This is a genomic window from Ruminiclostridium josui JCM 17888 (genome assembly GCF_000526495.1).
In the GTDB taxonomy this organism is placed as follows: domain Bacteria; phylum Bacillota; class Clostridia; order Acetivibrionales; family DSM-1351; genus Ruminiclostridium; species Ruminiclostridium josui.
This window is the reverse complement of record NZ_JAGE01000001.1, coordinates 2,664,661-2,686,149: the sequence shown is the minus strand read 5'-3', so window position 1 is coordinate 2,686,149 and position 21,489 is coordinate 2,664,661. Positions and strand designations below refer to the sequence as shown.

At 36.1% G+C, this 21,489-nt stretch carries 20 protein-coding genes and 1 pseudogene; 2 read left to right on the top strand and 19 right to left on the bottom strand.

The window, feature by feature from the left end:
- Positions 1-195: 195 nt before the first annotated feature.
- The 19 genes and pseudogenes from K412_RS20745 to K412_RS0112250 all read right to left on the bottom strand — a co-directional run bounded on the left by K412_RS20745 (position 196) and on the right by K412_RS0112250 (position 20,094).
- Positions 196-1,302, bottom strand: coding sequence for an ATP-binding cassette domain-containing protein (locus K412_RS20745; RefSeq protein ID WP_024833397.1), 1,107 nt, complete (start codon positions 1,300-1,302; stop codon positions 196-198).
- A gap of 152 nt (positions 1,303-1,454) precedes the next feature.
- Positions 1,455-1,694 (bottom strand): hypothetical protein, encoded by a 240-nt coding sequence (locus K412_RS0112335; RefSeq protein WP_024833396.1) that lies wholly within the window; start codon positions 1,692-1,694, stop codon positions 1,455-1,457.
- 70 nt (positions 1,695-1,764) lie between these two features.
- Positions 1,765-2,268, bottom strand: coding sequence for a methylated-DNA--[protein]-cysteine S-methyltransferase (locus K412_RS0112330; protein WP_024833395.1), 504 nt, complete (start codon positions 2,266-2,268; stop codon positions 1,765-1,767).
- Between the two features lies 1 nt (position 2,269).
- Positions 2,270-4,444, bottom strand: coding sequence for a beta-glucosidase family protein (locus tag K412_RS0112325; protein WP_024833394.1), 2,175 nt, complete (start codon positions 4,442-4,444; stop codon positions 2,270-2,272).
- A gap of 52 nt (positions 4,445-4,496) precedes the next feature.
- Positions 4,497-5,516, bottom strand: coding sequence for an aldo/keto reductase (locus K412_RS0112320; protein ID WP_024833393.1), 1,020 nt, complete (start codon positions 5,514-5,516; stop codon positions 4,497-4,499).
- A 44-nt stretch (positions 5,517-5,560) separates the two neighbouring features.
- Positions 5,561-7,114, bottom strand: coding sequence for a response regulator (locus K412_RS0112315; protein ID WP_242835690.1), 1,554 nt, complete (start codon positions 7,112-7,114; stop codon positions 5,561-5,563).
- Entirely contained in the window at positions 7,098-8,906 is a 1,809-nt protein-coding gene (locus tag K412_RS0112310; protein ID WP_024833391.1) for a sensor histidine kinase, read from the bottom strand. Before K412_RS0112310 ends, K412_RS0112315 begins: the two co-directional genes overlap by 17 nt.
- A gap of 11 nt (positions 8,907-8,917) precedes the next feature.
- On the bottom strand, positions 8,918-10,216 hold the full coding sequence (locus K412_RS0112305; RefSeq protein WP_024833390.1) for an extracellular solute-binding protein: 1,299 nt from the start codon (positions 10,214-10,216) through the stop codon (positions 8,918-8,920).
- Positions 10,217-10,312: 96 nt separating this feature from the next.
- Positions 10,313-11,143: a carbohydrate ABC transporter permease gene (locus K412_RS0112300; RefSeq protein WP_024833389.1), complete on the bottom strand. Its 831-nt coding sequence runs from the start codon at positions 11,141-11,143 to the stop codon at positions 10,313-10,315.
- 5 nt (positions 11,144-11,148) lie between these two features.
- A complete protein-coding gene (locus tag K412_RS0112295; protein WP_024833388.1) occupies positions 11,149-12,051 on the bottom strand; it encodes a carbohydrate ABC transporter permease in 903 nt (300 codons plus the stop codon).
- A 160-nt stretch (positions 12,052-12,211) separates the two neighbouring features.
- Entirely contained in the window at positions 12,212-13,567 is a 1,356-nt protein-coding gene (locus K412_RS0112290) for an extracellular solute-binding protein (protein ID WP_024833387.1), read from the bottom strand.
- Positions 13,568-13,841: 274 nt separating this feature from the next.
- A complete protein-coding gene (nspC, locus tag K412_RS0112285) occupies positions 13,842-14,990 on the bottom strand; it encodes a carboxynorspermidine decarboxylase (RefSeq protein ID WP_024833386.1) in 1,149 nt (382 codons plus the stop codon).
- Between the two features lie 111 nt (positions 14,991-15,101).
- Positions 15,102-16,301: a saccharopine dehydrogenase family protein gene (locus K412_RS0112280; RefSeq protein WP_024833385.1), complete on the bottom strand. Its 1,200-nt coding sequence runs from the start codon at positions 16,299-16,301 to the stop codon at positions 15,102-15,104.
- 151 nt (positions 16,302-16,452) lie between these two features.
- Positions 16,453-16,935: a helix-turn-helix domain-containing protein gene (locus K412_RS0112275; RefSeq protein ID WP_024833384.1), complete on the bottom strand. Its 483-nt coding sequence runs from the start codon at positions 16,933-16,935 to the stop codon at positions 16,453-16,455.
- 25 nt (positions 16,936-16,960) lie between these two features.
- Positions 16,961-17,245 (bottom strand): hypothetical protein, encoded by a 285-nt coding sequence (locus K412_RS20740; protein WP_024833383.1) that lies wholly within the window; start codon positions 17,243-17,245, stop codon positions 16,961-16,963.
- A 165-nt stretch (positions 17,246-17,410) separates the two neighbouring features.
- The gene (locus K412_RS21375; RefSeq protein ID WP_081741765.1) at positions 17,411-17,989 is read right to left on the bottom strand and encodes a S8 family serine peptidase; all 579 of its coding nucleotides are present in this window, start codon (positions 17,987-17,989) and stop codon (positions 17,411-17,413) included.
- A gap of 59 nt (positions 17,990-18,048) precedes the next feature.
- A pseudogene (locus K412_RS23105) lies at positions 18,049-18,189 on the bottom strand (hypothetical protein); the annotation flags it as partial.
- A 235-nt stretch (positions 18,190-18,424) separates the two neighbouring features.
- Positions 18,425-18,619 carry an aspartyl-phosphate phosphatase Spo0E family protein gene (locus K412_RS0112255; RefSeq protein WP_024833380.1) on the bottom strand — a complete coding sequence of 65 codons (195 nt, stop codon included), beginning with the start codon at positions 18,617-18,619 and terminating at the stop codon, positions 18,425-18,427.
- A gap of 500 nt (positions 18,620-19,119) precedes the next feature.
- Positions 19,120-20,094: a Gfo/Idh/MocA family protein gene (locus K412_RS0112250; protein WP_024833379.1), complete on the bottom strand. Its 975-nt coding sequence runs from the start codon at positions 20,092-20,094 to the stop codon at positions 19,120-19,122.
- Positions 20,095-20,316: 222 nt separating this feature from the next.
- Between K412_RS0112250 and K412_RS0112245 the strand changes: the two genes are divergently transcribed.
- Positions 20,317-21,045, top strand: a complete 729-nt coding sequence (locus K412_RS0112245; RefSeq protein ID WP_024833378.1) for a YetF domain-containing protein — start codon at positions 20,317-20,319, stop codon at positions 21,043-21,045.
- 13 nt (positions 21,046-21,058) lie between these two features.
- Positions 21,059-21,424, top strand: coding sequence for a DUF4363 family protein (locus K412_RS0112240; protein ID WP_024833377.1), 366 nt, complete (start codon positions 21,059-21,061; stop codon positions 21,422-21,424).
- Positions 21,425-21,489: the final 65 nt, after the last annotated feature.

The window sequence follows — 21,489 nt, the reverse complement described above, 5'->3', positions numbered from 1 at the left end:
TTTTTTGGAAAGGTCGCATAACTTAATTTTTATCTTTTCTAGCCCTACGTAAGTATAAATTGCATCAACGAAAGCAATCATTGATACAATTTATACGGAAGTACAGGTATTAAATCAAAACTTTCTGTTTTGCAACAACCACCGCAACTTCAATAAACTCTGCTCTCTCACTGTACTTGATTTCCAATCCCAAGACTATATTTCTTGTTTTTTGCGTCTGAAATTTATAAAAAACAGTAATAATGAAATCAGTAATACTCCTAAAGTAAATGCTATTGAAGTGTATGAACTGATTTCGCTTCCATTCCAGTCCAGAATCACCCCAAAATCACGGGTGTAACTATCACGTACCGATATAGGAGCATTTTTAAAACACAAATCAAGTGACTCTTGCATAAGTACACGTCTGAAGAGTGAAGCGACATGTCCAAAAGGCAAACATTTTATTACACTTTGAATAGTTTCGGGCAATGCTCCCATAGGTACATAAAGCCCATTTAAAAATCCTATTGTTGTTCCTACTATAAGACTAGCGGATGAATAAGCACTGATTGTTGAAAAGAATGACACCATAAAACCCATTAATGCAGCACTCATCATAGCAGACAGGCAAATCAGTCCAAGACATTTTAAAATCATTCCAATACTGAAGAAATATCCTGTACTAAAATAAATGTACCCTCCATAAACCACAAAAGATATAACACTTATGATAGTTCCCACTATAAAAGACGTTATTACACATGAAATAGGATATATCATCGCTGAAATGGGAGAACTTTTAAAATCCATGATAATTCTGTTATACCGATCATTTACCATTGCTCCTAATGCCCCTAATGTACTTGTCAATGTAGTAATTGACAACAATCCTCCTAAAATCCAGCTATTTATAAGATATGACAGCTTGTCCCCATTAAGCACTCCATTTGTTTGCTGATTTACGGAGTCTACCTGCAACTTCTTTAATGCAGAGCCTCTCAGTCCGTAAAATGAACCCCTTATAGACAGATTCTCTCTTACTGTAAGTAGATTATCTAAAACGCTATTTTGGAATACAATCCCAATATCCTCTCGGATTTTTTTATCATCTTTTCCCAGTTCCCACCCATTAATAACAACACTGCCGGAATTCTTTGTTATTAGTGTAGATAATATATCTATTGTAGTGGATTTACCTGCTCCATTCGTACCTAAAAAAGCAAACAAACTTCCTTTTTCAACCTCAAAAGATATATTCTTTACTGCTTCAACAGCTCCGTAGTTTTTTACCAGATTACTTACTTTGATTATTTTTTCCATGTTTAGTACCTTGACCTTCATATAATTTATAGGGATTTATATCAAAATTAATATTATATATTACGTATGAGTTCTCATTTTGTCTAAGCACAAGTAAAACAAAAAGGGTAAATCCACTCTTATAATGGATTTACCCTTTTCGTTAATATACTTTAATATACTTTTTTTGTATCATCATTTTTATGTGATTTTAATTCATGTTCTGTAAGCTCATCAACATAGGACCTTAAAAGAAATTCTTCTGATATGCAGCTTTGCTTGTAATACCAGTCTTTAACGGTTTTCTCAATTTCTTCATCTGTACCGTCAATTTTATAGGGATATACAGCAAGAAGCTTTCTGGTCTCCTTATCCCTAATCCCAACTTTTTCAGCACCTTCGAATCTTCCCATAATAAGTATCCCCTCTTTTAATATTTAATATTAATTATTAAATAGGTTTACCTAGTTTATGTGATTAAATTCAAATTTTTAATTTTTCTATTTCAAGAAGCTTTTGCTTTATTTCTAAGCCGCCTCTATATCCTGTCAAAGCTCCCTTTGCTCCAACTACACGATGACATGGTATAAATATTGGGATTGGGTTTTTATTGTTAGCCATTCCTACTGCTCGGCATGCCTTTGGGTTTCCTACGGCTTCTGCTATCTGTTTATAGCTTCTTGTCTCCCCATATGGTATTTTATTTAGACAATTCCAAACAGTTTTCATAAAATCTGTTCCTATAGGAGCCAGCGGCAATTCAAAGGCTATCCTTTTACCTTTCAGATATTCACCTAGCTGCTTACCCGCTTCTATCAAAAGTGCTGTTTCTTTAACATAATACCCTGATTGCTGCAGAATCTTCTCTCTCTCTGAAACAGTATCCACATTAAAATCTGTTTCAAAAAATACGTTGGTTATTCTGCTCCCTTCCTCTGCAATGCCTATTGGCCCTATTTGTGTTTCAAAAAAATATATCTTTTTCATTTTATTTCAAATCAAAATCAACTTTAAGTAAATCCTTGCAAGCAGAAGATGCACCTATTAATGCAACATACCCTATATCCTCAACCACCCACTGCTTTGATTCAGGACAATAGTATGCAAGGTCCTCTTTATTTATATCAATTACCGCAGTCTTTTTCTCTCCAGGCTCCAGATGTATTTTGGTAAAACCTTTGAGGTCTTTTATGTGACGTTCAACCTTTGAGTCTTTGTAACCTATATATAATTGCACAACTTCATCTCCGGACATTTTTCCAGTATTAAATACATCAACTGAAACAGAAATTGTGTCACCGTTCTTTGATACTTTTGGATTGTCGTAGCTATAAGTTGTATAACTAAGTCCAAATCCAAAGGGATATGAAACAGGGTACTTATTCTTATCTGCAAGAAAATAACCATGATAATAGTCATATACAATAGAAGTTACGTCAATATCGTAGTAAGGCAATTGTTGCGGAGTTGCAGGTACTGTAACAGGCAGCTTGGCAGAAGGATTTACTTTTCCGAAAAGTATATTTGCCAGTGCAGTTCCGCCTTCCATACCGGGATACCATTGGATAAGAATGGCCTTAGCGAAATTCTTCCATGGTTCAACTATAATAGTACTTCCACCCTGCAATACAACAATTACATTTTTGTTTACCTTTGATACAGTCTCAATAATATCCTCATCTTCGGCATGCAAACCCAGGTATCTCCTGTCGCCTCCCACATCACCGCCGTTTGTAATAAATTCTCCCTCATCAAGAGAGGTTAATCCTGCTACAATTACAACGGCATCTGCATCCTTTGATAATTCTTGAGCCTGATGTGGTATTCTTCCATCTACATACTTTATTTCTATTCCGCTTCCTGCCTCATTTATAATACCCTGAAGCGGTGTTATGACATAAGGAGGAAATACTGCACTGCTTCCCTTTAAATCCCCTGTATTAGGCTCAACTGCCAGCCTTCCGACAACCGTAATTTTCTTAATTTTATCTTTATCAAGGGGAAGTATACCTTCGTTTTTAAGAAGTACAGTTGATTTTTCAGAAACCTCTCGAGCCAACTGGGCATGTTCCTTGCTGCCCATTTTCTCAGGAGAATATTGTGACTTGTCTCCAACAAAGGAGAATCTGATTTTCTGTCTTAATATTCTCTTTACTGCTGCATCTATTTTACTTTCATCTACTTTGCCATCTTTGACAGCTTCAACGAGCCTTTTTCCAAAGAACTGAGTTGCATACATCTCCATGCATTGTCCGCCGTTTGCTGCGTCTACAGTATCTCTAACGCCCCATATAAAGTCGGACATTACAAATCCTTTGAAACCCCATTCTCCATTTAAAATCTGATTCAGTAAGTAATCATGGTGACCACACCACTCGCCTCTAACGCGGTTATATGAACTCATAATTGCTGCCGCGCCCGCATCTACACATTTTTTGAAATGTGGAAGATATATTTCACGTAAAGTTCTTTCATCCATTTCAACGTTGACTTTAAAACGTGCATTTTCCATACTGTTGGCAGCATAGTGCTTTATACATGCCATCATATGCTTTTGAACGCCCTTTGTTAATGCCGCACCCATTTTGCCTAAAAGAACAGTATCTTCACCATATGTTTCCTGAGCACGTCCCCATGCAGGATGCCGAAGGAGGTTTATACATACTCCTGCAAAAAAGTTTGCTCCTCCAGAACGACCTTCTATACCTATTACATTTCCCACACGCTCCTCAAGTTCTGTATCCCAGGTTGAACCACGAGCTATTGATACTGGAAAAGCCGTAGCGTTGTAGCCCATAACAATACCTGTAGGTCCGTCTGTAAATTTAACGGCTGGTATGTTCAATTCCAAGTCTTCACCAGCGTAGTAAGGAATAAAATTATATCTTGGAGGATTTAAAGGAGCATATCGTGCATCATTGTCACATGACATCTGGTAAACTTTTTGCTCCAAAGTCATTTCAGATAAAACATCTTCTGCCAACTTATCAATTTCTTCCTCTGTCATTTCAGGAAGATTTTCAAAACGACCCCATTCTGTATCCAGATGTTTTATTGGGTTTTCCTCTAACTCCTTTTTGATAATACTTTCAAATTCCTTTTTTTCTTCCCTTGAGAGTCGAAAGTATTCATCACAGTGAAAAATTCGAGTGTTAACAGCCATAGTTACATCTCCTTTTTTATAATAATGTTTACTGCGAATGTAATGTTTATTCTTATTTATGTGTAGCATAAAACTCATTATAATCCTGAAGCTGTGCTTTAAGAAGATTTGGAGTATCAATACCATATGGACAGTGATTCTTGCAACTGCCACATTCAATACACTTATTTATAAGTTCCATTTTTTCTTTAAACTCATCACTCAAATACTGCTCATACGGTGCTCTTCGTAAAAGCAGGGATATACGTGCCTGAGTAGGAATCTCAATTTCTGCAGGACAAGGCATACAGTAACCGCAGCCCCTGCAGAAATTTCCTGCTAGTTCTGTGCGGTCTCTCTTTATAACCTCCCATAATTCATCATTCAGAACAGGAGGGTTATTTTCTAATTCAAGAAATTCATCAAGTTCAGTTTCTCTTTGTATGCCCCAAATTGGAACAACATTATCAAACTGTCTTAAAAAAGCAAAAGTGGACGCTGCATTTGTAATTAACCCACCTGACATGGCTTTCATGGCTATTAAACCAACATCCTTTTTTCTGCACAACCCAATAATTTCAAGGTCCATATCTGAGGAAAGAGAATTTAAGGGAAACTGCATTGTATCATACAGACCAGATTCCACTGCCTCTACAGCAGTTTTTATTCTGTGATTTGTAATTCCTGCAAACCTCACTATTCCCTTCTTCTTAGCTTCCATCAAGCCTGCGTATGAACTTTCAGGATCATCCGGGTCAGGCAAGACATCGGGATTATGAAGCTGAAGTATATCAACATAATCTGTTTTCAAATTTCTTAAGCTGGTTTCCAAATGCTCAAGTAATGTCTTCTTGTCAGTTGCAACGCTTTTGGTTGCAATTATTATGTCCTTTCTTATATCAGAAAAAGCATATCCCAGCTTTTCCTCACTATCTGTATACATACGAGCAGTATCATAAAAATTAATACCGCTGTTATAAGCCTTTAAAAGAATTTTTTTTGCGTCATCAAATGAAATTCTCTGTATAGGAAGTGCACCAAAACTACTCCTAGTTACCATTAAATCTGTACGTCCCAATCTTGTTTTCTGCATAGTCAATCTCCATTTATGTGTTATGTATTGTAATGTATAAGGTACTAAATCTCAGGGTTGTTCTGCCTGTCCCTAAACTCTGTAGGGGACATTCCTGTATTCTTTTTAAATGCCAGAGAAAAATAATTTGTGTCATGATAGCCTACCTGTTGCGCTACTTCATAGGTTTTAAGTCTGGAAACAGTCAGTAAGTGTTTTGCTTTTTCAATACGCTTACGAGTAATATATTCGTTGCAGCCCTCTCCCATTTCCTTTTTGAAAAGTCTTGAAAAATAATTTCTTGCTACATGAAACTGTTCTGCCAAGGTAAAAACTGTCAAATCTTCCGTTAGTCTTTGGTTAATAAATACAGTTGCCGCCTCTATTATCTCATGCATTTGCTTCTTATTAGTATACATTAGTTTTACAATAAACATTTCAGTAAATACACAGCAATTTTCCAAATCGTTGGTTTGAAGAGTTGTAATCAATGTTTCCAACCTGCCGTCTGCCGGATTTCCAGTTGTTTTAAGATATTCCCAGTAAAAGGCCGAAGCCAAATCGTAAAACTTCTGTTCTGCTACGGACTTTGTTACTCCCGAAGTTTTGACTTCATTTATGTATTTTTTTAGATATTCCTTTGCTGCTTCAGTATCATGAAAGCTAGCAAGTATCTTTTCTTTCAAAAATAAAAGTTTATCTTTTTTGGTTACATAATCATTTTCAAGCTTATTCTTACCTGTATCCACAGATACTTCTTTACAGCCGCACTTTTCACGTGCATTTCTATAAGAATATTTTATACGGGACATATTGGGAACAACAGGGCCTATTCCAATCCTCATTTCTACATCAAATTCCACATTTATAATTTCCTGCAGTTTTGATATCTGCTCTTCGGCATTTTCAGATTTTTTATCTACATAAAATATAACAACTATATCCCCAGCAGAATTCTGAAAAGTCCAGCCTGAATTTTGTGCATCCACCATATCAATAAAAAAACTTTTTACTGACATCATAAGCAAATTTCTATGTTGATTCCATATACTGTTCTCAGCTATTTCAGGCGTCAGTACAGCAACCTGATATTCACAGTTGTCTGCAAATTTTATACCTTCCGGTACTTCAATGGCATCGGCGTGGTCCACAGCTTTTTCAGTAAGCTTTATAAGTGATTTTTCAAACTCTCTCTGGTTTTCAATCATCCTTTTACGGCTCATAATGCTATTTTCAACTGCAGATTGTATTTCGGACTGAATATGGTCTATTTGCAGCTTAATACATTTAGTAAGGCTACTTTCGTCTACCGGCTTTAGTATAAAATCCTTAACTCCAAGGGAGCAGCTTTTCTGAGCATATTTAAAATCATCATAGCCTGTTAGGACAATTACTTTCAAGTCAGGCAATTTTTCAAGCATAATTTTTGTCATTTCCAGCCCATCCATTTCAGGCATACAAATATCCGTAAGCATTATATCCGGCTTGGTATCCTGTACAATTTTCAGTGCTTCCTTTGCACATGATGCTGTCAAAACTTCGCTTACTCCTAAATTTGACCATGGTATCATATTGTAAAGACCATTGCGGATTATACTTTCGTCATCTACAATCAACACTTTGTACAAATTCCTCACCTACCGTTCTTTGTATTTCACTGCGGAGTCTGACGTTAACGGTTACTCCGCCATACTCATTACTTTCGTAATACAACCCATAAGGGCTACCAAGAAATAATTTTATTCTCTGATGCACGTTCCTGACACCATAACCCACGCTTGGATCATTATCCTCTAAGGTCTGATTCAACTTACTTATTTGCTCTGCTGTCATTCCGATACCATTATCAATGGTTTTAACAATAATATCGTCCCCGTCTCTTTCAGCTGTTATTTTTATAAATCCCTTTGCTTCCCTTCCTCTTAATCCATGATATATAGCATTCTCAACCAATGGCTGCAAAGTCATTTTTGGAATCTTCACATTATAAAATTCCTCAGAAATATCAATATAGCTTTCCATTTTATCCTTATATCGTATTTCCTGTATGGTCATATAATTTTCAACATGCTCTGCTTCATTTTTCAAAGGAATAATAGCCTCTCCCTTACTAAGGCTAATCCTATAGAAACCCGCTAACGCCTTCACCATAGTAGAGATTTCATGATGTCCGCATAATAGTGCCTGCCAATGAATTGACTCTAACGTATTGTAAAGAAAATGAGGATTAATCTGGGACTGTAGAGCCTTAAACTCTATTTCCTTGAGTTGTCTCTGTTCCTCATATATCTTTTTCATTAATTCATCTATATGCTCAACCATTATATTAAATCCCTGTGAAACCTGTTGAAAATCAGGCCCATAAGTAGGCAAACTTATTCTCGTTTCCATATCTCCAGTTGACACCCTAGACATTCTATATATAAGCTCATCAAAGGGTTTAAACAAATGTTTGCTAAATCCGTAAGAGATAAAAATACCAACTATAAGTGTTATTATGACTATTATTAAAATTGCCAAAAGCATAACATTATTATCTCTAAGGAGATAATTGATAGGCAATGTACCTACAACATACCAGTCCCAATCTTTTACGTATTTGTAAACAACTAACTTCCCGTTTATCTCCTGAGAACCATCCTGCTTATGTACTATGTTTTTAAGCCCAGCATCAGCATATATCCTGCTTTTATTTATGTGTGATATTACCTTGCCGTTAGAATCCATAATAAAAGTTTCCAAAGGAAGATTCGTATTTGTATGTGAATAGAATCTAGCAACGACATCCTCTGAAACGGATATTCCCAAAATACCTATAGGCTTTCTTATTCTATATACATCAAATATAGGTCGATAAATTGATAGGGTATATTCCTTATTTATAACAGGGTCTTTCCTAAAACTTGTTCTTATAGGACTGCCGGTTATATTGTTTTTAGAAATATAACCCACTCCCGTTGAAAAGTCCGAATTGTTTCCGGCTTTTGTGGGCCCCAGATACAGTTCCTTTCCGTTGAGAAGTTTGTAAACATATACATATAATATATTTCTTTTTGATCCAAGTATGTTGGACATTAATTTATATACATCGTCAACTTTAGCAGTAAACTCAAAATTGTCTGCATCGGGATTTGAAAGGTATTCTTGAAGACTTTTATCATTTATGATATTATCCGGAGTACTCTCAATATTTTTGAGATAGTCCTCCAGATTCAGTGTGTTCTGTTCCAGTTGTTGCATTGTCATGTTCTTCGCCTGCTCTTTTATAGATCGGCTTGTAATTGTGTATGAGCAAGCTACTACAATCAATACAGTGATGCAAATCGTTATTACAAGAAAATACGTAATCTTTGATCGGAATGTCAAATTTCTTATTGTTTTTTTCAGCGACTGTAATAACCAATTTTTCATATCCTCACCTGTTACTGATTATAGTATTGTTTCGTAATACTCTCCAATTGTTCAGCTGCTCTTTTTGGGTCTTCCCCTCCAAATATACGTCGTGAGAGAAATAAGTGAGCTTCCGACAGCTTTGGAGGAAGGTACTGATCATACCAGAATTGAACATTTGGAGACTGATTTATATAACCCAATATTTCATTAATCAAAGGATCTTTTATGTCCAGCTCCTTGACAGGCGGTATTTTCCCTGCATCTATACGTTTTTTTACAGCAGTATCATCAATTAAGTACTTTATAAGCTCAAAGGCTTTATCAGGATACTCGCACGAACTGGCAACGGAGTAAAAATTGTCCCCCAGTGTTCCGATAGTATTACGGGAATCACCTTTTCCTCCTGAAATTGAAGGGAATGGAAAGACTCCTACCTTATTCACAAATTCAGGCTTTTCATATCTTACATTGCTTATAAACCAACTACCAGCCAATGTCATACATGCTGAATTATTATACAAAAGATTTCTAGAATCTCCAGCATCTTCGTCCATCCAGTTGAAGCCTTGCGGAAAAGCTCCCATATTTACAAGCTGTTGCACCATTTTCCCGGCCTTCACAAATACATCGTTATCGAAGGAACCGTTATTTTTTCTGTTTGCTGCGTTATCAAAAACTGAAGGCCCTCCAAGTCGATCTACAAAATACATGTAGAACATTGACCCTGTCCAGGCAGTCCTGTTTGCAAGGGCAAATGGAATATAGTGATGCTGTTTTAGTTTAATTATTATATCTTTGAGTTCGTCAAAAGTATTTGGTTCGGATAACTTCAAGGCATTAAAAATGTCTTTGTTATAGAATATAAGAGCGATTGACATATTTTCAACAGGAACGCCCCATATTCCTTTCTCATCAGTAACCATTTTTAACGCCTTGTCATTAAACCGTTGACTGTAATTATCAGTCTTCATATATTTTTCGAGATTAACTACTCCACCAATACTTATGTACTGCTTTAAAATGCCTCCGGACCAGGTGGGAAAAACATCCGGCATTTGATTAGTTGCTACACAAACAGATAGCCTGTTCTTGTACAAGTCGTTTGGAATAAGTTCGTGTACTACTTCAAAGCTACTGTTATCCTTTTCAAATCTGTAAACAGAATCTGCAATTACCTGATTTACAGATGAATCTCCCTGTATGGTATACAAAGTCAATTGCTTTTTTAAAGGCTTTGGATTAACCATCACGTTATCTCCACCATAAAAACATCCGGAAATAATTAGTACGGTCATCAGTATAATAATGGCTTTTAATATTTTTTTCATATTATACCTCATAAGTTAATATATAGCCTTATTATATACCATTTGGAGTTTTCTGTCTGTAGAAAACTACTGAGATTTTAACTTGTATTATTAACTTTATCCTTTAACTGCTCCAGCCATCATTCCTTTTATGAGTTTTTCCTGACCAATAGCAAAAGCAAGAATCATTGGCAATGCACACAATGTCAAAACAGCCATAATCATAGGTATGTTAGCATTATACTGGCCCTGGAATTCCCATATTGAAAGAGGAAGTGTACGGCTTCCTTTTGATTGTGTAAGTACAAGTGCAAAGCTGAACTCGTTCCACATGTTTACACTGTTATATATAGCAAGAGTTGCAAGTCCTGGTTTTGAAAGTGGAGCTATAATACTGAAGAATGTGCGATACTTACCGCATCCGTCAATTTCAGCGGATTCTTCAAGTTCTTTTGGAATCTCTGCCATAAATCCTGTAAGGATAAACACCGATATAGGTAGATTAAAAGCGGTATATGGGCCTATGAGTGCAAATATAGTATCGTATAGGTTCAATTTTTGTGTAAGTTGGAATACAGGTATCAAGGTTACATGTATTGGTACGGCCATTGCAGCAACTATTATTCCGAAAAGAGGCTTGTTTAGTTTAAATTTGAATCTTGAAAAAGGATATGAAGCAAACAGTGATGTAAATAGTATTAATATTAATGATACTCCAACTACAAACAAGCTATTTAATAAGTATTTGTAAAAATCACTCTCAATAACCTTTTTGAAATTCTCTAAGTACAGACCTTTCGGCATTGCGAAAACCCCTGCAGTGAATATCTCAAACTGCTCTTTAAAGGCTGATGCCACCATAAAGTAGAAAGGAGCACCCGCAATTACAAGCCATATCAATGCCAGTAAGGCAACGAATATTTTTCCGACTTTAAATTTCTTTTTCATGCGCATCAGGCCTCCTCTTTCCCGTTTATGACTCTTAGCGTTACCAAGGAAATAACGGTAATTATTATAAACATTCCGGATGCAACTGCAGCACCGTATCCCATTTTACCTATGGTAAATGCGTTCTTATACATGTACGTTGCCATAAGCTCTGTAGCACCGTCAGGACCGCCTTGTGTCATAACGTAAATCAAATCAAAATATTTGAGAGAACCTACGAGTGACAATATCGCTGCACTTTTAATAGTTCCCTTCATGGATGGTAAAGCAACCTTCCAAAAATATTGGCCATAGGATGCGCCATCAATAATTGATGCTTCATATATTTCAACCGGCAACGAACTTAATGCTGCCAGAAAGTAAACCATGTAAAAAGGTACAAATTGCCAGCATACAACTGCTATAACACCAAAAATAGCTCTGCGCGGGTCTCCCAGCACATCAATCATTCCCTCTCCGCCTAACATAGTGTCAACTGCACTAATTAGTCCAAACTGAGGGTCATATGTATACTTGAATAAGAATCCAATTGCTACTGATGACATTAGCATTGGAAGAAAATATATCATTTTTAAGAAATTAAGTTTCTTTCCTCCTGTGTCAAGAAGAAAAGCAATAGCCATTGCTATTGGGAGCTGGATTGCAATGGACAAAACCACTATAATCATATTATTCAAAAAAGCTTTGAAAAAGATTTTATCTCCCATTAATGTCTTCCAGTTTTCCAAGCCCAAAAAAGTTTTTCCGGAAGTTATGCCGTTCCATTCATGCAGGCTCAGCCAAAATGAATCTATTATAGGATATATAATAAAAATAAGAATAAAAAAGAATACGGGCAGAAGAAATACTGTTGTTGCTATAAACGTACTCTTTTTTCTGTATTCTGATAATGAGCGGGTAGCTTGCATTATATCTTCCCCTTCCTGAATTGCATTAATTTTAGAGAAATAAGGATTATATATCTTTTTTTCTTACGTTAAGTCTATGCCGTATAAATTGATTGGGTACCTGTAAGTTAAAGTACCCAATCATTTTATACTCTTAATTTACTTTACGTCATTCTAATACTTAATTTTTCTCTGCTAACTCCTTAGCCTTTGCTTCCATTTCTTTGTCAACTTGTTCAGGAGTCTTTGATAATCCAAACAGAGCCTGTGTAGTACTCTTGTGGAGATCACTCAATTCAGGTGAGAGGTATTGGTCATACCACAACTGAACAGAAGGAGCTTTTTGAACTGCATCCAAAACATTCTGGAGAAGAGGATCGCTAACCTTTACACCCTTTACAGGAGGAACTCTTCCTGCTTCGATACGTTTTTGAATTGCTGTATCATCTATCATATACTGTATAGCCTTGAATGCACCTTCAGGGTCTTTACATGTCTTTGCAATGTGATAGAAATTATCTCCAACTGTACCAACAACTGCATCTGGTTCACCCTTACCGCCTTCAACAGCTGGGAATGGGAATGAGCCTACTTTTGACATAAAGTCTTTATTTTCACCTGCAGCTGTTGAAAGGAACCATGAACCCATAAGTGTCATAGCTGCTTTTTCAGTGTACAGAAGTGTACGAGATTGTCCGGAATCTTCATCAAGACCGTTGAAGCCTTTATTGAAGTAATCTTTCTTAACCCATTCTTGCAGTATAGTTCCTGCTTGCTTAAATGATTCATCTTCAAATGAGCCAGTACGTGCTGCTGCATTCTTGAATGCATCTGCTCCACCGATACGGTTAGCAAGGTACATATAGTACATTGAACCTGTCCATTGAGTCTTGTTTGCCAATGAGAATGGGATTATACCGTTCTTCTTCAAAGTATCACATACAGCTTCGAGTTCTTTTATAGTTTTTGGAACTTGAAGGTTGTATTTTGCAAATAAGTCTTTGTTGTAGAAGAACATTGCAACTGAAGTGTTTTCTACAGGAACACCCCATATTTTATCTTTGTATGTAGCCTGGTTAATACCTGCATCCATGAAACGGTCCTTATAATTGTCTTTTTCCATGAATGGTGTTAAATCCACAATCTTGTCTGCATCAACATATTCATTCATTGGGCCTCCTGTCCAGCTAAAGAATATATCAGGTGCAGTATTTGAACTTAATGCAATTTTCAGTTTTGTTTTGTATGCATCATTCTGCATAGCCTCAACATCTACTGAATACTTTGGATTATCCTTAGTGAACCTGTCAATATCCGCCTTAATGTTGGATGTCATAGGCTCAGTTGTCTGAATATGCCACAGAGTCAATTTTACAGGATCGCCTGATGCTACAGAACTTGTTGTAGCCGCTGATGAACTTGCTGCTGACGTAGAGGATGATGATTCGGATTGGTTCCCTGAACCACAAGCCGCAATCGATACTGTCATAGCTAGTGCTAAAGCGGCAGAAAGGGTTTTTCCAATAACTTTTTTCATATTTTTGCCTCCTTTATTATTATATTCTAATTTTAACACGATAAAAAAAGCATTTTAATTTAGAAAACTTACTTCTTCATATAAAATTGTGACATTTATATAATTTTGTTACAGTAAGTTAGAAGTATTGCATAATCGAAGGGAAAACATACGAAAAATAATCTATGTCGATATCAAAAAATACGGGAAGTGTTCCCTGGTTTATTACTACCTGGAACACGTTCCCGTATGAACTGATTAACAAGATATGAAATTATATCAAACATCATATATTCTAAGACAATCTTCCTTCAAAATCCTCATAGCCGAACTGCTTTATTATTCTTATTCCTTCCTTCTCACTATAGAGTGCAATGGCCGGAAGGTTTACTCCGTTGAAGGTATTATTCTTAACCATTGTATAATGTGCCATATCACAGAAAATAAGTCTGTCACCAGGCTTCAGATTTTCCTTAAAGGAGTAGTCTCCTATAATATCCCCTGCCAGACAGGTATGTCCTCCAAGTCTGTAGGTTACAGGGTTTTCATCAGGCTTTCCTGCACCAATTATATTTGGTCTGTATGGCATTTCCAATACATCAGGCATATGGCAGGCTGCTGATGTATCCAATATTGCAATATTCATTCCGTTTTCTACTGTATCAAGTACTTTTGCTACAAGATAGCCAGTATTTAATGCAACTGCTTCGCCGGGTTCCAGATATACGTCAACTCCGTACTTATCCTGAAAGTATTTAATTGAACGCACAAGTGTTTCTATGTCATAATCAGGTCTGGTTATATGGTGGCCTCCCCCAAAATTCAACCATTTCATATCCTTTATATAGCGTCCGAATTTTTCATCAACTACTTTAATTGTTCTCTCTAGTGTATCTGAATTTTGCTCACACATTGTATGGAAATGGAGTCCTTCAATACCTTCCAGTTCTTCAGGTTTGAAGTTGGAAAGAGTCACTCCCAATCTTGAGAATTTATAGCAGGGGTCATATATTGGATGCTCCAATTCAGAATACTCTGGATTTATACGAATTCCGCAGCCAATTTTTTTAGTTGATGCTTTAACCTTGTCCTTATATTTAATCCATTGGTGAAATGAATTGAATACTATATGGTCACAGTATTTCATTATTTCATCAAACTCTTCTTCTATATATGCAGGAGCGTAGATATGAACTTCTTTTCCCATTTTCTCATAGCCCAGTCTTGCCTCAAACAAAGAACTTGAGGTAACCCCTGCCAAATATTTTCCAATCAGAGGATATACTGAATGCATTGAAAAACCCTTTTGTGCCAGAAGTATTTTGCAGCCTGTACGTTTTTGAACTGAATCCAAAATTTCAAGATTTTTTACAAGAAGACGCTCATCAACTATATAACATGGCGTCGGTAAGCTTTTTATATCAATATCTAAGTTATTAATCAATTTATTTTAGCCTCCATGAGCCCAATTTATTTAAAAAAGTTAATCAGCCGCCACCAGCCCTAACTATATCCGTAGTTTTGACATTTGGCAGCGGCCCCTTAAAGTACCTTATTAATCTATAAGTTCTGGTGCAAAGCTCTCTTTCCAAGGAAGTCCGCACCTGTTCAGTTCTTCCATAAAGGGATCAGGATCAAATTCCTCTATATTGAAAACACCCGGTCCTTTCCAAATTCCCTTGAGTAGCATCATTGCACCTATCATTGCAGGAACTCCTGTTGTATAGGAAATTGCCTGTGAACCTACTTCCGCATAACATTCTTCATGCACACATACGTTATAAACATAATAGGTTCTTGGCTTTCCGTCTTTAATACCTTGTATAATACATCCGATATTTGTTTTTCCTTTAGTTCTTGGTCCAAGTGAAGCCGGGTCTGGAAGTACAGCTTTCAGGAACTGCAGAGGAATAATCTTTTGGCCTTCAAAATCAATTGGTTCTATGGATGTCATACCTACATTTTCAAGTACCCTTAAATGTGTAAGGTATTTCTCGGAAAAAGTCATCCAGAACCTAATTCTTTTTACACCCTTTATATTGATTGCCAAAGACTCAATCTCCTCGTGGTGTAATAAATAGATATCCTTTGGTCCAATTTCCGGAAGATTGTAAACCCTTTTTAATTCAAGGGGTTCTGTTTCAACCCAATGACCATTTTCCCAATAACTTCCCTTTGCAGTTATTTCACGTATGTTTATTTCAGGATTAAAATTTGTAGCAAAGGGATATCCGTGGTCTCCAGCATTTGCATCCACTATATCTATATAATGTATCTCATCAAAATAATGTTTCTGAGCATATGCACAGAAAACGCTTGTTACACCTGGGTCAAATCCACTTCCCAAAAGTGCGGTTATTCCTGCCTTTTCAAATTTGTCCCTGTAAGCCCATTGCCATTTATATTCAAACTTTGGTATCTCAGGCGGCTCATAGTTTGCAGTATCAAGGTAATCCACACCTGTTGCAAGACACGCATCCATTATAGTCAAATCCTGATATGGAAGTGCTACATTTATAACAATGTCCGGCCTGAATTTATTGATAAGGTCGATTAGCATATCAGTATTATCAGCATCTACCTGTGCTGTTTGAATTTTAGTTTTGCTACCTGCCAATTTATTTTTTATAGCCTCACATTTTTCCAAAGTTCTGCTGGCTATACATATTTCTTCAAATACATCGGGATTCTGACAGCATTTATGGATAACAACGTTTGCTACACCGCCCGCACCAATTATCAAAGCCTTTCCCATATCATCAATACCTCCTGATTACATATATCTTAATTACTTCACGGTGATTATACAGAAAATAATACCAAAAATCAATATAATTTATACGCATATGAATATATTATGTGATTATCATTAATTTTCTATCCTTTATATGACAATTTCAAATAATCTAAACATCTATCTGATCTAGCGTAATGATATTTTCCTTAAATGCTTTAATAACAGCCTCAATGGTACAACTGGCATTGAGCTTGCGGAATATATTCTTTTTATGAAACTTTATGGTATCAATACAGCGGTTCATTTCTAATGCAATAGCCTTGTCAGGTTTTCCTCCTGCCATAAGTAACAGAATCGACATTTCTTTCTGACTTAACCTTATTTTCTGATTTTTGCATATTGTATTTTCTTTTTTGATTTGTTTGTAGACACTGCATATATGAGAGCAAAGAAGCTCCGTCAATGCAAACAGCTCTTTTGAAATGGGTTTGTTTTCATTGGCAAGAACAAGATAGGCAGTGGTATTCTCATGAAGAAACATGGGCTTGCAGAAAAGGTAAGTCTTATTAAGAAATGAACAGTAGTGGTGCTTAGGAATTGAGTATACTGGTTTGTTCAGGTTTATTGACATAGCTACGGAATTTGTGCCCATGCTTTCCTCTAAAAATGATATTCCTTCAGTAAGAAACGGAAAACTTGCTTTCCCACAATGGTTTATTTTTTTTTAGTATAGTTCCATGAGAATCTGTCAGTATAAAAATGGACTCTACCGGAAGCATGCCTTTAAATATGTTTGTACAATCTTCAAATACTGAAATCAGCAATGAGTTTCTGACCAGAAGTTTTTCCTTGTCTTTTTGATTCAGAGACAAAACAGGAAATAAAATATTATTGGGAAGTCCTATTTTCATGCACTTTTTCCATGAACTAAGAACTTCATTTATGTATTGGAGATGTTTCACCCAACCCCCTCCTTTTAACCCGGATGTGACTATTATTAAACGTACAGGCATTTTTATGTATTCAATATGCATCCCCTCCCAATCAGATGAAGTTCTAAAGTATAAAAAGCAAACTTCTCGCATTTGGGTGACTACCCTATACATAGGATAAGCAGCTGCGTGCATTTAAAAATGCACACAACTTCTATTGCTCTCATGTAGCATGTTTTGAACTTCCTGAGGATTTGTAGTTTCAATGTCAGGCAATCCAGCAGCTTCGACTTTTTCCTCCTGAATTGACATTGAAGCAGTTAATAACTGGTTCTCATTGTTTTCCATATTTTTTATGTTTTCCATACTTTTAATAATTCCTTTCATTTTATTATATTTGAAATCATTTTTAGGAATCTTGTTTTGACTTTCAATTACTTGATTCAACAGCTCCAAGGCACTTGCAATATTCAACTTTCCGGCTAACATTTTTTTGCAATCACCACTCTGGACATCCTCACACCGGCTAGCTGTTTTGAGAAGAATTTCTTTTATCATATATGGGTCCAGGGCAACGCCTTTTTTTTCAGCTATGCTTAGCATGAGTCCGATTACTCCGGTAACAATGGGTGTGGAAAAGCTTGTGCCAGTTTTATTGCCTGTTCCGCCCCCAGGCAACGCACCAGGTATATCTTCTCCAGGTGCAAGGATACCCTGTCGTCCATACGCTGCTCCCCAATTACTTGATGGAAGCGGATTACCATTTTTATCCATTGCGCAACAGCCAGAACTGACTGCATGGAGGCGGGTATATGAATGCAATCACATCCATCATTTCCGGCGGCTGCAACCAATAGTACTCCTTTATCCCGGCAAAGTCTAACTGCCTGTTCCAAGTATTCTTCTGCGTCCTCAGTCTGGGTAAGCTGACCTCCACTTATATTAATTATGATATGAAAATATAGTTGTACCATTTCATACCCATAATCTGGTAGTATTGCAATTATTACTCATAAACTACTCGAAAAGAGAGGAAGTGGAATAAAAGGCAAAGCTAATACCCCATTTATAACGACAGATTATTTTAAACACAAATAGAAATAACTGGTATAAAAAATACAATAGTTTTTTTATAAACAAAACGGAACTTGCTAATAGAAAAATCTATTCATACAAGTTCCGTTTATTTACATGCTATTTGTTATTATATCAGGCAACTTCATTACTCTCTGTTTTGGGTTCCGACTTCTCCAGCCTCATATATGCTACTATTAATTCATCAAGTTTTTTACTCAAATCTAAAACTTCCAGACTCATGCCTCCATTTTCAAGGCAATCTTCCATCTCTAGATTCAGTTTTTCTCTCAATGTCTCCATCTCGTTATATAATTGTCGTATATCCAATTAATATATCTCCCCCTTAATATAACAGAGAACAATCCGTTTTGATGTGATTGTTTTACTGTGCTGCCGGAGTCATTGTTGGCTCTGTCGGTATAGTTGTCAGTTCCACAGATGTAATTGTCGGCTCTGCCGATACAATTGGAGTAGGATTTTCAATCTCAACTACTTGTGAATCACTATTCCATTTGCAAATAATTCCATATTCTCAACAATAAATTTAATTGGTACAACAGTTCTTCTGTCTACTTAACATGTAGGTGCATCACTCATTGTCTTTACCCCATTTACATACATCTTATTATGGGCTAATTGAAGAACTATTTAAGTACTATCTTTTGTAATAACAACCTTTCTTTCATTATTGGCTCTTACATATTCTCCCGGAGTACTACTGTCATTAGAGAGGACATCCGGCATCGCTGATGTCATAAAGAATTGTAAAAGCCATTTATTCAAATAACATTTTTTAGTTTTATTGATAATATATTCCTCATCGTATTTTATAAGTTTTCTTCAATTCCCCACTGCTTTATCAGCTTATCAAATACATCGGCACAATTTGCAGTATCTTCAAGAGGAATTATATCACTTTCAAGCTTGCCTTTATTAAATAAATTATTAAAATGCCTTATTTGATAAACAAAACCTTCCTGGCAATCATCTTCAAAAGATTCAATCAGATTATTGTTATTGTCATAAAGCTCACATTTCTTTGAACTGAAAAACTCATATACTACAATTCTTCCATTCGTCCCGTAAATTCCTGCATCTCTGTTCACGTGAGCCCGCGTTCCACAGCTTAACATGGCCAGTGCACCCGATTTAAAGCTCATATTTATTACTGCAAAATCATCTACACCTGTTTCTGCTAATGTTGCAAATCCACTGACCTTTTCCGGCTTTTCTCCAAGAATTCCTGTGGTAAATTCTATAACATATACCCCGGTATCATATAAGCTGCCGCCTGCCAGTTTGGGATTAAACAGTCTGTGTTTAGGATCGTAAGGTGCGTTGAAACAGAATTTTGCATCTATCAACTTAACATCGCCAATTCTACCTGAAGCTACCCATTCTTTTGCTTTTTGAAAGGAAGGCAGACAGCGAGTCCACATGGCTTCCATTAAAAGCACTCTATTTTTTCTTGCAAGAGCAATCAGCTCTTCCGTATCTTTTTTATTTGTAGTAAGAGGTTTTTCACATAAAACTGCCTTACCGTTTTCAAGACACATTTTAACTAAATCATAATGAAAATTGTGCGTAAGTGCGACGTATACGACATTTACTTCCTTATCATGTATTAGTTCAGTGTAACTGTCATATATTTTTGATGCATTGAATTTTTTCGAAAAAGCTTCTGCTCTTTCTCTGCTGCCGGAAGCTACAGCCAACAGTTCAGTATCCGAAACGGCATTTAATGCTCCGGCAAATACCTGAGCTATACCACCTAACCCTATAATACCATATTTAACATTCATTTGGAACCTCCACATGTAAATTCAGTGGTATAATGTAATATTATACCACCATATTTAATTGTAAAACAATAGTTATTAAAATACTTTTCTAAATCATCTTTCTATAATCAGTTACATTCCATTATGAATCCAACTCCGCCACACTTATTATTCTCCTTTAACTGCATAAAAAATATTTACAACAGAATAATAACTTATTATCGGTTATCGGGAGGAATTGAATTGAATGAAGGACTGGTAGTGTGTGTCAGATCTATTATTAGCTTTTTTTCTCTTCTGATATTTACCAGAATATTAGGCAAGGAGCAGTTAAGCCAACTAACATTTTTTGATTATATATTGGGAATAACAATTGGCTCCATTGCGGCAACATTATCAACAGACCTTTCCAGCCGTTCATGGCCTCATTGGATAGGATTACTGGTATGGGCAGCTTTGGGGTTCTTGTTAGAATATATAACTTTGAAATGGAGATATATAGCCAAATATTTAGAAGATGAGCCTACTATAGTAATTATGAATGGCAAAATAATGGAGAAAACTTTGAAAAAAATGAGGTTCAGGGTTTCAGATATTACTGAGTTACTTAGAAACAAGGATATATTTGATTTGAATGAGGTTGATTTTGCAATAATTGAGCCAAATGGTCGGTTATCTGTTCTTAAAAAGCCCGAATTTCAGAACCTTACACCAAAAGACATGAATATTCAGAAAAAACAAACAGGCATAAGCAGTGAACTGATTTATGACGGAATATTAATAGAAGAAAATCTAAAGCAACTGGGTAAGGATAAAACCTGGCTTCTAAATGAGCTAAAAAAGCAGGGAATTTCAAATATTTCGGATGTTTTTATTGCAACCCTTGACCCATCTGGTTCTCTTTATATTGATTTGTACCATGACCACATGACTAAAATCACTGACATTGGTGATTATAAAGGACCATATTAACGGAGTGAATCAAATGAGAAAATTTCTGGTTATAACCATTCCTATAATTACACTGATTTTATTTATTTTTGTAATGGAAAGCGATATTTTTTTAAAAAGATCCCTTGGAAAGAATGACAGTATATCTGAATCAATAAATGCCGTTATTAATGACATCCAAATGGATGATTGGGATAAAGCCGTCCAAGATACTAATCATTTATCTGAAGTATGGAAGAAAATTGTCAGAATGGTTCAGTTCAGCTCAGAACGTGATGAAATTAATGCATTCAGTATTAATCTGGCACGACTACGCGGTTCAATACTTGCAAAAGACAAAGCGGGAGCCTTTACAGAACTCTATGAAGCATATGAACACTGGGAGGATCTTGGGAAGTAGGGGTTTTTGTGTTAAAAAATGGTCTGCTATAATTTTTTCTGGTACAAATAAAAAGGTTCAGGCAT

What these genes read in the sequence shown, in the direction of transcription:
- K412_RS0112250 (WP_024833379.1), bottom strand. Translation starts at nt 20,094, where the DNA reads ATGAATGTTAAATATGGTATTATAGGGTTAGGTGGTATAGCTCAGGTA.
- K412_RS0112305 (WP_024833390.1), bottom strand. Translation starts at nt 10,216, where the DNA reads ATGAAAAAAATATTAAAAGCCATTATTATACTGATGACCGTACTAATT.
- K412_RS0112280 (WP_024833385.1), bottom strand. Translation starts at nt 16,301, where the DNA reads ATGGGAAAGGCTTTGATAATTGGTGCGGGCGGTGTAGCAAACGTTGTT.
- K412_RS0112300 (WP_024833389.1), bottom strand. Translation starts at nt 11,143, where the DNA reads ATGAAAAAGAAATTTAAAGTCGGAAAAATATTCGTTGCCTTACTGGCA.
- K412_RS0112295 (WP_024833388.1), bottom strand. Translation starts at nt 12,051, where the DNA reads ATGCAAGCTACCCGCTCATTATCAGAATACAGAAAAAAGAGTACGTTT.
- K412_RS0112290 (WP_024833387.1), bottom strand. Translation starts at nt 13,567, where the DNA reads ATGAAAAAAGTTATTGGAAAAACCCTTTCTGCCGCTTTAGCACTAGCT.
- K412_RS0112310 (WP_024833391.1), bottom strand. Translation starts at nt 8,906, where the DNA reads ATGAAAAATTGGTTATTACAGTCGCTGAAAAAAACAATAAGAAATTTG.
- K412_RS21375 (WP_081741765.1), bottom strand. Translation starts at nt 17,989, where the DNA reads ATGGATAAAAATGGTAATCCGCTTCCATCAAGTAATTGGGGAGCAGCG.
- K412_RS0112320 (WP_024833393.1), bottom strand. Translation starts at nt 5,516, where the DNA reads ATGCAGAAAACAAGATTGGGACGTACAGATTTAATGGTAACTAGGAGT.
- K412_RS20745 (WP_024833397.1), bottom strand. Translation starts at nt 1,302, where the DNA reads ATGGAAAAAATAATCAAAGTAAGTAATCTGGTAAAAAACTACGGAGCT.
- K412_RS0112325 (WP_024833394.1), bottom strand. Translation starts at nt 4,444, where the DNA reads ATGGCTGTTAACACTCGAATTTTTCACTGTGATGAATACTTTCGACTC.
- K412_RS0112240 (WP_024833377.1), top strand. Translation starts at nt 21,059, where the DNA reads ATGAGAAAATTTCTGGTTATAACCATTCCTATAATTACACTGATTTTA.
- K412_RS0112335 (WP_024833396.1), bottom strand. Translation starts at nt 1,694, where the DNA reads ATGGGAAGATTCGAAGGTGCTGAAAAAGTTGGGATTAGGGATAAGGAG.
- K412_RS0112275 (WP_024833384.1), bottom strand. Translation starts at nt 16,935, where the DNA reads ATGGGCACAAATTCCGTAGCTATGTCAATAAACCTGAACAAACCAGTA.
- K412_RS0112330 (WP_024833395.1), bottom strand. Translation starts at nt 2,268, where the DNA reads ATGAAAAAGATATATTTTTTTGAAACACAAATAGGGCCAATAGGCATT.